The following is a 16,107-nucleotide window of genomic DNA, read 5'->3' as shown; positions in this document are numbered from 1 at the left end:
CGGTTCGTTAAGGTCAAATAGAAAAACATAAGCCGTCTATTGTAGGCGTTTTCCCTATGATTTGTCTTGTTTGACCTTATCTATGCACCCTATTTATGTCAAACCTAAAGCCTTCAGCTTAGCTTGAACGAAACGCATGCAGCCGCAAAGAGAGCGGGCAAGAGCGATGACGCCTTAGGCCAATGACGATTGACCAGAATATTCAGCAATCAAGGTTTCCACCAATCCTAAATCAAATTGATTAATCGCTGTTTGAATGGCTTTTTGTTGATTCGAGGCCAAAGACTGACCCAACACCTGAAAGACGTCTTTGGTGGTCTGAACATCTCCACTTTGCGCCGCTCGCAATAATGGCAGCCAATCTTCTACCGTTAACTCAGGCAACGACTCGTTTTGCTCAACTTTCAAAGCCTCGCCTGCAAGCTCGCCATGAGAATCATTTTGACTTTCAGCACTGTCAGCGATAGGTACAAACTTCACATCAAGGTGAGCCGCTAATGCGGTATAAATGTTTTCAATCTGATAAGGCTTGGCAATGACCTGCCAAAAACCCTCATCCAAAAGGGCTTGCTGTTCATGAACTAATGTTGACGCTGTCACAGCAATAACAGGCACCCGCCGCTCTTGATCTTCTTTTTGAATAAATTTTAATAAATCGATTCCTGTTTTATTAGGCATACGAATGTCGGTCATTACCAAATCAGGCGAATATTGCCCAAACGCTTTTATAGCTTGCTCGCCATCTTCGGCCTCAATAATCTGACAACCCGCACTTTCAAGCAAAGACACAAGAATATCTCGTGACCATTCGTCATCCTCTGCCACCAGCACTTTGATGGGATTATTAAGCCTCATATTCAACAATGAATCTTGCTCACTCACATCCAGTACGTCATCGTCTTCTACTTTCGATAGAGGTAAGTCGACAACAATTTGCGTTCCAACACCGTCACTGCTTTTAACAGACAACGAACCCTGCATTAACTTAACAAGAGTCGTCGATAAGGCTAAACCTAACCCAGTTCCACCTGATGCTTCGCCCGCTTTACCCTGCACAAATGGCGTAAACAGATGCTCCATTAACTCTGTCTCGATGCCTGGCCCTGTATCTTCAATACTGACATGAATGCGTTCTTCTACAATTTGAACAACCGCCTTAACAGACCCTTGGGCTGTAAATTTCACTGCATTACCCAAAAGGTTGGTAATGATTTGCTGAAATTTAACGGGGTCCATCCAGACATACAGGCGATCATCGACATCGCACTCTACGATAAGGTCTAACCCTTTATCCTGGGCTTGTCCTTGAAAGAGTTTGCTAATCTGACTGACTTCTCGGCATAAATTCATTTTTTGTTCATGCAATACAAGTCGACCAGACTCAATACGCGCTATGTCTAAAATGTCGTTGATTAGGCCTAGTAAACGATTTCCTGCGCTGGCAATCGATAAAAATCGCGTTCTGGAAACGCCCGTCAGTTGATTGTCTTCACTAATTAATTGCGCGTAACCAATAATGGCATTAAGCGGGGTGCGGATTTCATGACTCATATTGGCAAGGAAATGGCTTTTCGCTTGGCTTGCTTGTTCTGCTGCTTCTTTGGCTTGCTCTAATTGTGCAGAGACATTTTTTTGCTCAGTAATATCACTCATGATGTAACCTACAGAAGTGGCATGACCATTGTCATCACGAAGTAAAAAATAGGTTTCATGAGTAGCAAAAACACGACCATCCATGCTTTTAGCCTGCATTTCGCCCTCCCATACACCATGATCTTTGACATAAGGAATCACAGTTTCTTTGAGATATTTCTGGCTAGCTTCAGGGTAAAAATCAAGATAATTTAATTCTGCCAAAGACGCATCGGTGACTTCTTCATCCACACCAAGCAGGCTGCGTATTTTTTTATTAAAGTAGTTAATATCACCATCCAATGTGGCCATCGCAAAACCTTGCGCTGAATTATCTGCAAAGCTTTTGAACAACTTAAGCTGGTTAATAAGTCGATGGCGCTCGGTAATATCTCGAGCTATGCCCAACGTGCCACAAAAGTTTATGGCAGGTTCGACCACAGGAACACGATGTACCTCAAATAAGCATGGCTCACCTCCATCTTTCGGCGTTCCCCAACCTTGCTCATGTGATGTCATACCGGTTTCTAAAGGCGCATTTCCTACTCTTTGGTAATAGGCCCCTTTTCCATCTAGGTCTAAATCTATGTCGCTTTTTCCCTTCACTTCATCCAATGTCAGCTGATTGAAATCCAAAAAAGCCTGATTGCAATCTAGATAGTTCCCCTGCTCATCTTTAGACCAAACTATGTCGGGGATATTATTAAGCAATGAAGATAAAGTTAGCTCTCGACGCTTTGCATCTTCACGAGCAAGAATTAAATCGTTCTCAGTCTGGACCCAATAGCCAACTTCTTCAAAGATGCCAGCCACACTCAGGGCTCTATTACGCTTATCTCTTCGGATGACGCTGCCGCGCATTTCGATCCAAAAGCATTCATTTAAAGGGTTTTGAATTTGCAGACGCACTGACTTACGCTCACTCGCCGCTTTTTGCTCAATCAAGCCTTCTGCCCATGCGTTGAACGCCAATTGATCATCTGGGGATAAGAACGCCAACCAGTCTTCTAGACTTTTAGGTGTCTTTTTTTCTTCAAACCCTAGCTGCATAAAAAATTCGGAGGAAGCATACAACCGATTTGTTTCCGGATACCACTCCCAAACACCGGCGTTGGTCGCAAGAATTGCTCTTGAATAACGGCGTTGTAAAAGCTTGAATCGCCATAGGAAAACAATCTGCAGCACCACTAAAATAAAAGCGGTCGCACAAAATAGAAACACGAGTATTTTGAAGAGTGTTGGCAGTTGCATATCCATACTTAATCCTTAGAAACATCAAACGTACGACTTACTGTAGATTGGATATTTGTTCTGCTCTGAGTTTTCGATACTCTAGAGTTTTTCAGGCTTATGAAAAAAGTAACCTTGACCCCATTCCACACCAAGCAATTTCAATTTATCAACAATGCTTTGGTTTTCAACAAATTCAGCCACAACGGGTTTGTCCAGCATTTTGGCTAGCTTAACAATTGAATCTACCATGCCGTAATGGATCTCATTGAGGTGCATGTCTTTGATAAACATGCCATCTATTTTGATTAGATCGAAGGGCAAATCCATTAAATAGGCAAAAGATGAAAAACCGGTACCAAAATCATCCAGCGCAATCGCACAACCATGCTCGTGCAGCAAAGACATGAAACGGCGAGTGTCAGCGAAGTTATTTAATGCCTCGGTTTCGGTAATTTCAAAACAGAACTTTGAACCGTCCAACTGAAATTCCGTCAATTGCTCAACAATGAATTCTGCAAAGTTCGCCTGTCTAACAGACAGCGCTGAAACATTAAGCGCCACTTGATCTATTGTTTCCCATAAATCACTGTTTTCAGCCATTCTCTGCATAGTATGGCGAATCACCCAGCGGTCTATTTTGGAAACAATGCCAAAGCGCTCTGCAGCACGGATGAAATCATTTGGGTAAATTAATTTACCCGTATCTTCATCAATGAGCCTTACCAGTATCTCAATCTTCTTTTTCGGCTCTTCTTTAAGAAGCGAAAATACTTGCTGAAAATGAATTTCAAAGAGATCTTTTTCTAAACCATCGATAATACGAAGGCCCCAATTTAAATTCCCACGATGCTCTTCATAAGCCAAATCTTGTGCATTTTTGATAATTTTAGAATGAATGCCAGACTTTTTACTGGTGTAACATAGTTCGTCCGCGAGCATCACAACTTGTTCAAATGACACCATATCGATGGTAATAGGCATAGCCACTTGGGTTACTGTCATGCGAAATTTGCGCTCGTCCCAGACGAACGAGAACTGTTGAATGGCTTTTTGCAAAAGCCGAAAGAAGGATTCAACCGCCTCATTTCCCCCTTGGCTAATCACTATGGCAAATTTATCACCACTTAAACGCGCACAAAAATCACGCTGCGGATCCACAAGCTCACTCATCATGATCGCCAGTTGATGCAATAATTCATCACCAGCAATGCAGCCGCATGAATCGTTGATCAGTCGAAATTCATTAATATCAATTAATACAAAATAAGGTATGTGATTGGATGTATTGGCTTGGATACCAGAGATAAGATAAGAAATGTGTTCGTCTAGCGCATCACGATTATATAGTTGTGTGACAAAATCATGCTGCGCTAAATACTTTAGACGATCTTGCATATAGCGTCTTTCGTTCACTTCTTTGCGCAGATTGCGATTTAGCAGATTTAGGTCAGCGGTTCGCTCACGCACCTTTTCTTCAAGATGAGATGTTAATTCCCTGAGCTCATTAACAAGTTGAAATTTTTCTAGTTGATGCTGAACCCTGGCTCGCACTTCCTCTATCCGGATTGGCTTACTAATATAATCATTACCGCCGGCCTCAAAGCCACGACTCACTTCATCTTCTAATGCGGTGACAAAAATAACAGGGATATCTTTGTGTACAGGGTGGGATCGAATTCGTCGACAAGTTTCAAAGCCATCTATGCCGCCCATCATAACGTCTAGCAACACTAAGCAAGGTGCCGTTCGTTCTAATAGCTCTAACGCCCTTTCACCAGAATTCGCAACAGCAATCTGACAATCTAACGTATCCATTACTTCTTGTAATACGCGTAAATTCTCAGGTACATCATCGACAATCAACACTGTTGGGAATTGCTTCATACCTAGCTATGCCTTTTCTATGATTTTACAATCACTTGTAAAAGTAATTAAAACGCCATAATCGAACAATATGTAAGTAACACCCCTAAATATTAACCCTGTTTCCGACAAAAGATCCATCTTAGTTACGCAGATAAAAAGGCAAAATGTAAATAAACCCTACCTTAAGTCATGATATCAGCACATATAAGGTACGTATTAATTTAATTTTAAGATGAGAAGCAAGATAAAAAAGCGCCAATAAAGTGCGTTCAATGAATCACATTGCCTCATAACGCACCTTAATCAACTCAGCAGAATACTCGTTACTAGAAGAATAAAAGTCTCAATTCGCTTTCGCATCAACCAAGGAATTCTGCGCCCATTTTGGCGGTCGATGATAACGGCCGACAACAGAGCTCAATAGCAAAAATGCCAACAAGGAATAGCCTAACTGACTTAAATCAAGGAAAATTATGGCAGCCACCAAAACCAAAATATCAGCCAATAACGTAGTTTTACTGGCATGGATAGAAAATTGACGCTCTAAATAAACCGCCAATATATTTAATCCGCCCAATGAAGCGTTATGTCGAAATAAAATAATAAGCCCAAAGCCTACCAACAACCCACCCAATGCGCCCGAAAGCCCAGGATGCATGGATACAATAACATAATGCTTCATCAGCTCAGATAAAGCGGATAAAAGACTAACGCTGGCAAATGTTCGGATAGTAAAATCACGGCCTAAAGCACACCAAGCCAAGATATAAAAAGGAATATTCAGCAAAAAGAACAAAGTACCAAAAGATAAGTCTGTCAATCTGAGCAGAATCATACTGACTCCCGCCGTTCCACTAATTAATAGTCCGGCAGAATTAAGAATGTGTAAGCCTAAAGCAACAAGCAAACAGCCCTCAACAATAGAGAGCCAACGGTGAGTGGTTTTCATGGCAATGTCCTTTACGGATAACGTATTAACTTTTGGTTAATAACAAAGGTTTGTAAATCGCCTCTTTTGGAAGCGGATAACACAGACCAGATACAGTACTGAGCCTATCAGTACAATTTGTGCATATTTCATACCATAAAAGAAAAATGCACAATCAGTTTTTACGGATTTATTGGCACTTTCACTCATTTATATAGTCAATAAGCATTAGCACTACTCTTCCAGCCAAAAACAGAGCTACAATACAATAATGAGAATAACACTTAGACAATTACAGATATTTGAAGCCGTTGTGCACACCGGATCCGTAACCGCGGCCGCCGAAATGGTTTCTATTAGCCAGCCCGCAGCAAGTCAGGCCCTAAGAGAGCTAGAAGCCCTGTTAGGACGCCCTCTTTTTCGTCGCCATGGCAAGCGCTTACAAATCACGCCCCAAGCTAGACACCTACTTCCGCAGGCTCGAGCCGTTCTAAGCCAGATAGAGCAAATAGAAAGCATGGGCAATGAAGACGAATTAAGTGGTTCTCTTCACTTAGCCGCAAGTGTAAGCGTTGGCAATTATCTGCTTCCAAAACAAATGTCTTTATTTAAGCGCCAACACCCAAACATCCGCTTTAACCTAGATATTGGCAATACACAAAGTGTTATCCAACAGCTGTTAACAGGTAAAGCTGAAGTAGGCTTTATTGAGGGTTACTGCCAACATGCAGAACTCATGACACAAGTGTGGCTTAAAGATGAATTAGTCGTATTTGGCTCTGCAGAAGAAGATCGACCAGAAAACTTATCTTGGGAAGACTTAAAAGAAGCAAGCTGGGTAATGCGTGAATCAGGATCAGGAACAAGGAACATACTTGAGCAAGCAACGGCTGCTCATATTCCTCAGCTCAATGTGGTGTTATCCCTCGCTCATATGGAGGCAGTAAAACAGGCCGTCATCCATCAAATGGGGTTTGGCTGCTTATCTCGAATGGCTATTTCGCAAGAGCTGAACTCTGGGCTGATACGCCTTTACCAAACACCTTTAGAGCTAAACCGAAATCTATTAATCGTAACGCCAAAAAATACAGCGCTTACTCAAAATGCCCAACGTTTTATTGACCTTTGTCGTGCTGTTCCTGTTTTACCAAGCATTTAAAACCAATAGCAAAAATAGAATGCTGATTAACATTATGCATTCTCTTGTTGTAGTTTGCACAAAGGCCAATACAATCAACTCATTACATAAGCCATGCGACCCCTAGAAAAAATATGAATATTAATAAAATAGACCTTAATCTTCTTATTTATCTCGATGTACTGTTAAGAGAATGTAACGTCACACGTTCTGCAAATAAACTTAACATCACACAGCCCGCGATGAGCAATGGATTAAAGCGCTTAAGAGATCTACTGGGTGACCCGTTACTTGTTCGCACCAGCGAAGGCATGAAGCCCACAGAAAAAGCCCTCCGTTTGCAGCCCATTGTGCGTAAAGTACTTCTCGAGTTAGAAGAAGCTCTGCAGCCAGAAGCAGACTTTAATGAAAGCACAAGTACACGAGTGTTTCGCATTATGGCAAGTGACTACGCGGCTTCTACGGTAATTCCACGATTACTCAATCGTTTGCGTGAATTCGCACCAGGCATCACATTGGACATCATGACCCCGAGCGATGTGACCTTTCATGATGTCGAAGCCGGTAAGATTGATATGGCGATTAATCGCTTTGAAGAATTACCCCAATCATTTCATCAAAAAAGCGTTTGGTTCGACACCTTTGTCTGCATGATGAGCTCAAGAAACCCAATTAAAGATCACTTTGACATTGACGCCTACTTGGCGGCTCAGCACATATGGGTAAGTAAAACAGGGTTTGGCGTCGGTGTTGGTATGGACCCAAACGACGTACAAAAATTAGGCTGGGTTGATGAAGCACTGCAGACACTGGATCACAAACGTAGTATCCGAGTCTTTACCAGAAGCTACCACACGGCAATGCATCTAGCGCTTGAGCAAGACCTGATTGCCACGCTGCCCAGAAAAGTGGCCATGGTGAACAAAAAGAACCCTGATCTGGTGATTTTAGACCCACCATTCGATATTCCCAAAATTGAACTAAAAATGATTTGGAGTCCGCTCCTTCATCACGATGCCAGTCATATTTGGTTTAGAAGGCAGGTCATCGATGTTGCCAATGAGCTAAAAGCACAAACCAAAACATAAGACATCAACATGCTTTCTATCTCACACATTCATCACGTCGCTATTATTTGTTCGAACTACCCAGTTTCAAAGAAATTTTATAGTGAAATACTGGGGTTTCGTATCGTTGCTGAGACCTATAGAGAAGAACGTCAATCCTACAAACTTGATCTTGCTGTTACTCCCAATCAACAAATCGAACTGTTTTCATTTCCCTCGCCACCAGCACGTCTTTCTCGGCCAGAAGCACAAGGCTTGCGACATTTAGCGTTTGCTGTAGACGATTTAGACGCTTGCATACAGCATCTAAATCAGCATGGTGTGATAACCGAAGCCATCCGACTGGATGAACTTACGGGTAAACGTTTCACCTTCTTCACTGACCCTGACGACTTGCCTCTAGAGCTTTATCAGCTATAAAACCAATAAACCCAATGGCAAAAAAAACGCCTGCTACTTTTCAGTAGCAGGCGTTTTGGTCATATAAAACCGAAAGTTTTATAGAGATTTTGAGTTCTCAGCAAGGTAAGACGCAACACCTTCAGGTGATGTGTTCATTCCTTTGTCGCCTTTGTTCCAGCCAGCTGGGCAAACTTGACCATTTTCTTCGAAGAATTGTAGCGCATCAACGATACGAACCAATTCATCCATGTTACGGCCGATAGGCTCGTCGTTAACAACTTGTGAACGAACGATACCTTTCTGGTCGATAACAAAAGATGCACGCATCGCAACACCCGCTGGGTAGTAAGAATCGCCACCTTCAGATTCAATGCCGTATGCTTTAGCAATTGCATGGTCCATATCAGCAGCTAGAGTGTATTCAACCGCGCCGATACCGCCTTCTTCTACTGGCGTGTTACGCCAAGCATTGTGAGTAAAGTGAGAGTCGATAGACACACCGATTACCTCTACACCCATTTCACGGAATTTTTCCATACGGTGAGACATAGCAATAATTTCTGAAGGGCAAACGAATGTGAAATCCAATGGATAGAAGAACACAATGGCGTATTTGCCTTTGATTGTTTCAGAAAGGCTGAAAGAATCAACAATTTGGCCGTCAGCCAATACGGCAGGAACTGTAAAATCTGGGGCTTTCTTACCAACTAAAATAGACATTTTTAACGTCTCCTTTTTATTGCTTGATGTTTAAAGGCTAAATTTAACTCAATTAGCGTCCCTTATTATTTACACTAATAAGGGACGCAAAAAACTTACTCTTCAGAAGAGCCTACGGCTTCTTTAATCAGCGCTTGTAATTCGCCGTTAGATGCCATCTCAACAATAATATCGCAACCACCGACTAGCTCACCTTTCACCCAAAGTTGCGGGAAAGTAGGCCAGTTAGCGTATTTTGGCAGCTCAGCACGAATGTCTGGGTTATCCAAAATGTTAACAAAGGCAAAACGCTCGCCACATGACATTAGTGCTTGGACAGCCTGAGATGAAAACCCACACTGTGGAGCGCGAGGATTCCCCTTCATATATAGCAAAATATCATTACTACTAATCTGCTCTTTAATTGTTTCGATTGTATTACTCATGCTTAAAACCTCGCTCTGCAACTGTCTTTTAGTAAGGACATCGTGGACGATTAATGCCCTTACAAAATTCAAGTCTATTAAAATCATTAAACTTGCATCAGTTTATTGGGTCTAGTGGTGTATTTACAACCCCAAAAGAGTGCTTTCAGTTACACTTTCCCTTGTTAAATGTCCTTTACTCACTTACCTGAGTGTATTAAATTGGTCGATTCCCTTTTCAGCACACAATTTAAGGAGCTATAGCGTGTCGCCTAGACATTTTCTTACTCTGAAGGATCTTTCTTCCGATGAGTTAAAACAGTTATTATTTCGAGCCTCTGAGCTTAAGAAAATCCATCACGAAGGCACACTATTTCAACCGCTTAAAAACCGAGTGTTGGCGATGATCTTTGAAAAGTCGTCTACTCGTACGCGGGTTTCTTTTGAGGCAGGTATGGCTCAATTCGGTGGGCATGCGCTGTTTCTTTCTTCACGTGACACACAGCTTGGACGTGGTGAACCAGTAGAAGACAGCGCTCGTGTTATTTCGAGCATGGTTGATGCTGTCATGATTAGAACGTTCGATCATGAAACCGTTGAAACCTTTGCTAAATACTCTTCGGTTCCTGTCATCAACGCTCTTACAGATGACTACCACCCATGTCAGCTGCTTGCAGACATGCAAACATACCAAGAACATCGTGGTTCAATCCAAGGCAAAAAAGTCGTTTGGGTTGGCGATGGTAACAACATGTGCAATTCCTATATCAATGCTGCTGCTATGCTGGACTTCCAGTTGGTTGTTGCCTGCCCTACTGGATACGAGCCTAATGCTGACCTAGTTGCCGAACACAGTGATCGTATAACCGTACTTCATGATGCTCACGAAGCAGCAAAAGGCGCGGACTTAATCGTAACGGATGTTTTTGCTTCCATGGGTCAAGAAGATGAACAAGAGCAACGCCTAAAAGATTTCGATGGCTTCCAAGTAAATTCCGACCTAATGGCAAAAGCCAACCCTGATGCCTTATTCATGCACTGCCTGCCAGCGCACCGTGGCGAAGAAGTATCTGCTGACGTGATTGACCGCCCTGATAGTGTTGTCTGGGACGAAGCCGAAAACCGCCTCCACGCCCAAAAAGCACTACTTGAATTTTTGCTGTGTCGCTAACACAATAACGAGGCTCGCTTGAAATCCAACTTTCAGCGAGCTTTTTTTGCACCCATGCATTAGCCCCTAAACATTGAACTCTCATATATGAGCTTCTAAACGATAAGGCTCTTAAATATGGCTAAACGCATCAACAGTGAATTACTATGAGCATTATTGAAGTTAGGCATTTAAAAACACTGGCCGCACTCAGAGAAACTGGCAGCTTGGTTGAAGCCGCTGAACGAGTTCACCTAACGCAATCCGCTTTGTCGCATCAGCTCAAAGACCTTGAAGAGAAACTAGGCTGCCCGCTTTTCATACGAAAAACAAAACCAGTCCGCTTCACCAGTGCAGGATTGCGCTTATTGCAGCTTGCCGATGATGTGTTACTTTCGTTCCGCTCTGCTCAACGCGATATTCAACGATTCGCCGAAGGTGAAAGTGGGCGTTTACATATCGCCATTGAATGTCACAGTTGCTATGAATGGCTGATGCCAACCATTGACCATTTTCGTGAACACTGGCCAGACGTTGAGCTAGACCTCTCTACCGCTTTTGGCTTCATGCCGCTACCGGCGCTTGCCCGTGGTGACTTGGACTTGGTGGTGACATCCGACCCGCAAGACATCCCCAACATAGACTACATTCCCTTGTTTCAATATGAGTCACAAGTTGCGCTGTCGCGGCATCACGCCCTTGCGAAAAAGGAATACTTAACACCTGAAGATTTCGCGAAAGAAACACTGATCACTTATCCTGTCGAAATCGAACGCTTAGATATCTTTAAACACTTTCTAAATCCTGCAGATGTCTCTCCAGCAAAAATTCGCCATAGCGAATTAACCCTGATGATGATGCAGTTAGTCGCGAGTGGCCGAGGCGTATGCTGTTTACCTAACTGGGCACTAACAGAATACACCAACCGACAATATGTAATAACGAAGTCACTTGGCGAAGAAGGCGTTTGGTGTAAGCTCTATTTGGCAATAAGAAAAGATCAGCGTGAAAACGCCTACATGGAAGATTTAATAACAACGGCATCAAAAACCTGCTTTAAAAACCTTAAAGGTATTTTGGCGCCAGAACTGTAACCAGCACGCTTTCGTAACCAGCATCACGCCACGGTATTTTTATGCTGGTTACGAGACCAAATAAAGCTAAATTTAGCGCCACCGGATTCACTAGCATCAATTAACACCGCCCCACCGTGCCAGAATGCAATTCGCTGAACAATCGCCAACCCTAACCCATAGCCACCTGAAGCCCGTGTACGGCTATTGTCTAGCCGTTGAAAGGGGATAAAGACTTTATCTCTATCTTCAAATGCGATACCTGGACCATCATCCTCAATATCCAATTGCCAGCGTTCGTCATCGTATGAAAAGGTCACCGCTATTGCTGTCGAAGCGTATTTGGAAGCATTAAGGATTAAATTCTGCAAAGCTCGGCTTAAATGATGCTCGTCGGCCAAGACGATATCCTCTTCGGAAATATTCACTTCAACATTAAGGTGCTGCAATAACAGATGATTGTGACTTAAAATCCCATCCACTAACTGGGAAACAGACAGCTCTTTAAAATGAAGCTCTAGCGAGCCACCTTCCAGTTTTCCATATGTTAATACTTCGTCTACAAGGGTATTTAACTCTTCTACATCACCCTCTAGCGCTTCTATTGTTTTAGCAACATCATCGTCCACTTCATCTTTCATGACCTCCAACCCAAAGCGTAAACGAGCGATTGGGGTTCTAAGTTCATGGGAAATAGCGTTAATCATCTCTCTCTGCACTTTTAATAAGCGCTGTATATGAGAAGACATTGAATCAAATGAATAGGCTAATTCTTTTAGTGTTCCGCTACTGTCTGGAACCCCTTTCGGAAGACCACTACGACCACGAGCAATTTGACGGGTGATACTTTCAAATGTCTTACGTTTGAAATCTAACGAGACAAGCTCCCGCCAAATTAAAACCAACATCACAGCAATTCCCAGACCAACGACAAACACAACCACTAAGGATAAAGAAACATTATCTTCTTCTGTGACAGCCACTAGGATCGATTGATTGGTGCTTTGATCCTTCCAGACAAAACCATACTTAGTGTAGGTTCCATGGACCGTTGCAACCCCCGTTAAAGGATTAGAAGGAGTGTAAGAAACATCTTCAATAGACACACAGCTCAAGTTTTCTAATAAAGCCAGTTTATCTGAATAGCTTATGAGGTCAGTTAATAGCAATTGGCTTAACAATGACTCCAACTGAAAAAGCGAACCACTTTTATCAACCCGACCAACCAATACAGGCGCATCGGTTTTACCAAGTGCAATCTGATAACTGTCCTCAGGGAGTTTTAGCCACTTTTTCTCTTGAATCAAAGCCGCTGTGGCCGAAATAGTGTGGGGTTCACTGGGCTGAACAGTCCAGTTGAATTGTGATTCTGGGATTTCTTTACGAATACCGGTAAGCAATAATGCAGAGCTGATTTCAGCATCAACACAAAGCAAGCGCTCTTCTCTTGAGCCACCAAAACGTGCTTGAGTGAACTCAATAACAATATAGCAACATGCAACAATAACGACACCTCCTAAAATAAGATGTCGATATAATCGCCACATTTCTGCACGCATCAGGCTAGACTTCTTTTACAAACAAATAGCCCTTGCTACGAATAGTCTTAATACGACGAGGATGAATTGGGTCGTCACCAATTTTCGAGCGAATACGAGAAATACGAACATCGACAGATCTGTCTTGACCGTCATACTCGATACCGCGTAATTCTCCGAAAATTTCCTCTCGGCTTAGGATTCGTCCTGCATTACTCGCCAATAACCAGAGCAAATCAAACTCAGCACTGGTTAACTCAACTTCCTCTTCTAAAAGCCAAGCCTCACGACGAGAGTTATCAATGGTTAATGGACCAAATTCAAGGTTTTTCTCTTCTTTCGAGGAGACAGCATCAAGATCAACATCCTGGTTACTTCGACGCAATAAAGACTGAACTCTGGCTAATAAGACCCTAGGCTTGGCAGGCTTAGAAACATAATCATCAGCTCCAATTTCCAAACCTAATATCTGATCAACATCATCGCTACGAGCGGTCAGCATTAAAATAGGACCTTTATAGTCATTTCTAACACTTCGGCATACCGTAAAACCATCAGCACCGGGCAGCATCAAGTCAAGAATAACCAAAGAAGGCTGTTCAGCAATAATACGAGAAATTGCCTTACGTCCATCCGGTTCAATTGCTACATTGAAGCCATTTTTTTGTAAATACTCCTGAGTAAGTAGCGCTAGGCGCTCATCATCTTCCACTATCAAAATAGTTTTGTTGTCATCTATACTCATGGGCATTCCTCGTCCAGTTATTATTGCTTTAGATTAAAAGGCTTGTAAATCAATCTACTAAAAGTTCTTTAATTTGTCTAACCCTGTCTCGGTTAACACCAAAATCTGAGTAGCCGACCCGAGAGGCAGAACGAACATGTATGGCACTGTCTGCATCAGGAAGGTATACCTCGACATCATCTATATAACCAACTAGCGAGCTTTCCACTTCAAAATGAACATAGCCTAATGCACTGGTGACTATACGAGTATTTCCTTGCTCAAGCAGATAGGACTCAATAGCCAACTGAGCACTTTTGCGATCACTGGTATAGATAATCGGCTCAACATAATGCTCTTTATCGTCTTCTGCTGCTTGAGTTGAAACACAGTTTGGTGAAGAAGGGCAAGGCTTTAAAAAGCCATCCGTCACCCCCAATCCTTCTGGTAATTTATTGCTAATCTTGGCATAAATACCGAACCCTACAACCAAAGCAACAACCAATCCAATTATCCAGCGAACCATGCTTCTGCGACTCCTAAGCCATTTATATCTTAACGAAACGATCTTTTACCTGGCTTTTTAGGTTTAAACTCAGGCTTGTCATTGCTTTGCCAATCAAAACCTTTAGGTGGCGCACGACGCGCACCGCCAGCTGTGGCTTTGTTTTTATGACGTTTCAATTCCAATTTTTCTTGCTGCGTCTTTGGTGTCAATTCCGATATTTTTAGATCAACCATGGCACACAAAGAATTAACATCTTTGTCATCCATTTCAACCCAACGCCCTACTTTTGCTTTAGATGGCAAAAAGACAGGACCAAAACGAACACGTTTCAAACGGTTTACTTTAACGCCTTGAGATTCCCAAAGACGACGAACCTCACGGTTACGTCCTTCCATCAAGCAAACGTAGAACCAACGGTTAATACCTTCACCGCCACCATCAACAATATCTGTAAATTTCGCGACGCCATCGTCTAGGATAACGCCTTTTTTCAATGCGGCTAAATTTTCTTCCGTTACTTCACCCATAACGCGAACTAGGTATTCACGATCAATTTCCGTCGATGGATGCATTAATCGGTTTGCCAATTCACCGTCCGTAGTAAAAAGCAGTAAGCCGGACGTATTAATATCCAAACGGCCAACAGCGATCCAACGCTCTCCGCGCAGTTTTGGTAATTTATCAAACACAGTTGGACGACCTTCAGGGTCTTTACGAGTACATACCTCGCCTTCTGGTTTGTTATAAATGATAACGCGGCGGTTTGCACCAGCCTCAGTAGCAACAATAGAATAACCATCTACTGTGATCGTATCTTTCACGCTAACACGATCGCCTAATGTAGCGACTTCGCCATTAACCAATACACGACCTTCACGGATACGAGTTTCCATCTCACGACGCGAACCTTGTCCCGCTCTTGCTAATACTTTTTGTAACTTCTCGTCCATTACGAACCTCTTAGAGGGAATGCTTCTCAGCAACCCAGTTTTAATAAAATTAATTAACCATTTTCCGCATTATAAGCCACACAACCTGAGCCTTAACAGCGGTATCTTCGCCATTTTACGCAAACGGTGCAGGATCGCCAGCACCAATACGTACAACCTCAACACTGTCAGCGTCCATTTTAACCACTGTGGTTGGTTGCAACCCACAAAAACCGCCATCTATCACTAAATCTAGAGCATGTTCCAGAGTATCGCGAATATCATAAGGATCTGTCATCGGATCCGTTTCGCCTGGCAAAATTAAGGATACACTCATAATCGGCTCTCCCAATTCTTCCAGTAAAGCAGACACTATCTGATTATTCGGGATGCGAATCCCAATCGTCTTCCTTTTGGGATGCAATAAGCGTCTCGGCACCTCTGATGTAGCATTAAATATAAACGTATATGGGCCAGGCGTATTATTTTTTAACAACCGATATAAGTGGTTATCAAAGCGTGCGTAAGTTGATATTTCAGACAAGTCACGACACACCAAAGTAAAATTATGCTTATCATCCAAGCGGCGAATAGCACGAATTCGATCTACAGCAGTCTTATCACCAAGGTGGCAACCAAGCGAATAACCACAATCCGTAGGGTAAGCAATAACACCACCGCCGCGAATCACTTCTGCCGCTTGCTTAATTAATCGTGCTTGTGGGTTTTCTGGGTGTATCTGAAAAAATTGACTCAATCTGCTCTCCACAAAAAATTATAAGTTAAAATAACCAA

The 16,107-nt window shown here is 42.7% G+C and carries 15 protein-coding genes; 5 read left to right on the top strand and 10 right to left on the bottom strand.

What is annotated here, in order from left to right; all coding sequences use genetic code 11:
* Window positions 1-174: 174 nt before the first annotated feature.
* The 3 genes from C1X04_RS04895 to C1X04_RS04885 form a co-directional block, all read right to left on the bottom strand.
* Window positions 175-2,889: a PAS domain-containing hybrid sensor histidine kinase/response regulator gene (locus C1X04_RS04895; RefSeq protein ID WP_137169300.1), complete on the bottom strand. Its 2,715-nt coding sequence runs from the start codon at window positions 2,887-2,889 to the stop codon at window positions 175-177.
* Window positions 2,890-2,964: 75 nt separating this feature from the next.
* On the bottom strand, window positions 2,965-4,749 hold the full coding sequence (locus C1X04_RS04890; protein WP_137169299.1) for an EAL domain-containing response regulator: 1,785 nt from the start codon (window positions 4,747-4,749) through the stop codon (window positions 2,965-2,967).
* A gap of 325 nt (window positions 4,750-5,074) precedes the next feature.
* Complete coding sequence (locus tag C1X04_RS04885) at window positions 5,075-5,680, bottom strand: YitT family protein (RefSeq protein ID WP_137169298.1); 606 nt, start codon at window positions 5,678-5,680, stop codon at window positions 5,075-5,077.
* Window positions 5,681-5,930: 250 nt separating this feature from the next.
* Between C1X04_RS04885 and C1X04_RS04880 the strand changes: the two genes are divergently transcribed.
* The 3 genes from C1X04_RS04880 (at window position 5,931) to C1X04_RS04870 (ending at window position 8,284) form a co-directional block, all read left to right on the top strand.
* On the top strand, window positions 5,931-6,818 hold the full coding sequence (locus C1X04_RS04880) for a LysR substrate-binding domain-containing protein (protein WP_110575626.1): 888 nt from the start codon (window positions 5,931-5,933) through the stop codon (window positions 6,816-6,818).
* A gap of 113 nt (window positions 6,819-6,931) precedes the next feature.
* Window positions 6,932-7,885, top strand: a complete 954-nt coding sequence (locus C1X04_RS04875) for a LysR family transcriptional regulator (protein WP_110575624.1) — start codon at window positions 6,932-6,934, stop codon at window positions 7,883-7,885.
* Window positions 7,886-7,894: 9 nt separating this feature from the next.
* Window positions 7,895-8,284, top strand: coding sequence for a VOC family protein (locus C1X04_RS04870; RefSeq protein WP_137169297.1), 390 nt, complete (start codon window positions 7,895-7,897; stop codon window positions 8,282-8,284).
* Between the two features lie 78 nt (window positions 8,285-8,362).
* Here the strand turns inward: C1X04_RS04870 and C1X04_RS04865 are convergent, their stop codons facing one another.
* The gene (locus C1X04_RS04865) at window positions 8,363-8,986 is read right to left on the bottom strand and encodes a peroxiredoxin (RefSeq protein WP_110575620.1); all 624 of its coding nucleotides are present in this window, start codon (window positions 8,984-8,986) and stop codon (window positions 8,363-8,365) included.
* 95 nt (window positions 8,987-9,081) lie between these two features.
* On the bottom strand, window positions 9,082-9,411 hold the full coding sequence (grxD, locus tag C1X04_RS04860; RefSeq protein WP_110575618.1) for a Grx4 family monothiol glutaredoxin: 330 nt from the start codon (window positions 9,409-9,411) through the stop codon (window positions 9,082-9,084).
* 244 nt (window positions 9,412-9,655) lie between these two features.
* On the opposite strand from grxD, the gene argF reads away from it, so the two are divergent.
* Together argF and C1X04_RS04850 are read left to right on the top strand one after the other, a co-directional pair.
* Complete coding sequence (gene argF, locus C1X04_RS04855) at window positions 9,656-10,561, top strand: ornithine carbamoyltransferase (protein WP_110575616.1); 906 nt, start codon at window positions 9,656-9,658, stop codon at window positions 10,559-10,561.
* 152 nt (window positions 10,562-10,713) lie between these two features.
* Window positions 10,714-11,634: a LysR family transcriptional regulator gene (locus tag C1X04_RS04850; protein WP_110575675.1), complete on the top strand. Its 921-nt coding sequence runs from the start codon at window positions 10,714-10,716 to the stop codon at window positions 11,632-11,634.
* 23 nt (window positions 11,635-11,657) lie between these two features.
* Here the strand turns inward: C1X04_RS04850 and C1X04_RS04845 are convergent, their stop codons facing one another.
* The 5 genes from C1X04_RS04845 to C1X04_RS04825 form a co-directional block, all read right to left on the bottom strand.
* On the bottom strand, window positions 11,658-13,172 hold the full coding sequence (locus C1X04_RS04845; protein ID WP_137169296.1) for an ATP-binding protein: 1,515 nt from the start codon (window positions 13,170-13,172) through the stop codon (window positions 11,658-11,660).
* Window positions 13,173-13,176: 4 nt separating this feature from the next.
* Window positions 13,177-13,896, bottom strand: a complete 720-nt coding sequence (locus C1X04_RS04840) for a winged helix-turn-helix domain-containing protein (protein WP_110575612.1) — start codon at window positions 13,894-13,896, stop codon at window positions 13,177-13,179.
* Window positions 13,897-13,945: 49 nt separating this feature from the next.
* Entirely contained in the window at window positions 13,946-14,401 is a 456-nt protein-coding gene (locus C1X04_RS04835; RefSeq protein ID WP_137169295.1) for a DUF1499 domain-containing protein, read from the bottom strand.
* Between the two features lie 29 nt (window positions 14,402-14,430).
* Complete coding sequence (gene rluB / locus C1X04_RS04830; RefSeq protein WP_137169294.1) at window positions 14,431-15,333, bottom strand: 23S rRNA pseudouridine(2605) synthase RluB; 903 nt, start codon at window positions 15,331-15,333, stop codon at window positions 14,431-14,433.
* A gap of 115 nt (window positions 15,334-15,448) precedes the next feature.
* Entirely contained in the window at window positions 15,449-16,069 is a 621-nt protein-coding gene (locus C1X04_RS04825) for an L-threonylcarbamoyladenylate synthase (protein ID WP_110575605.1), read from the bottom strand.
* Between the last annotated feature and the right edge of the window lie 38 nt (window positions 16,070-16,107).

The sequence above is a fragment of the Marinomonas sp. FW-1 genome (genome assembly GCF_005222245.1).
In the GTDB taxonomy this organism is placed as follows: Bacteria; Pseudomonadota; Gammaproteobacteria; order Pseudomonadales; family Marinomonadaceae; genus Marinomonas; species Marinomonas alcarazii.
This window is presented reverse-complemented; position numbering and strand designations above follow the sequence as displayed.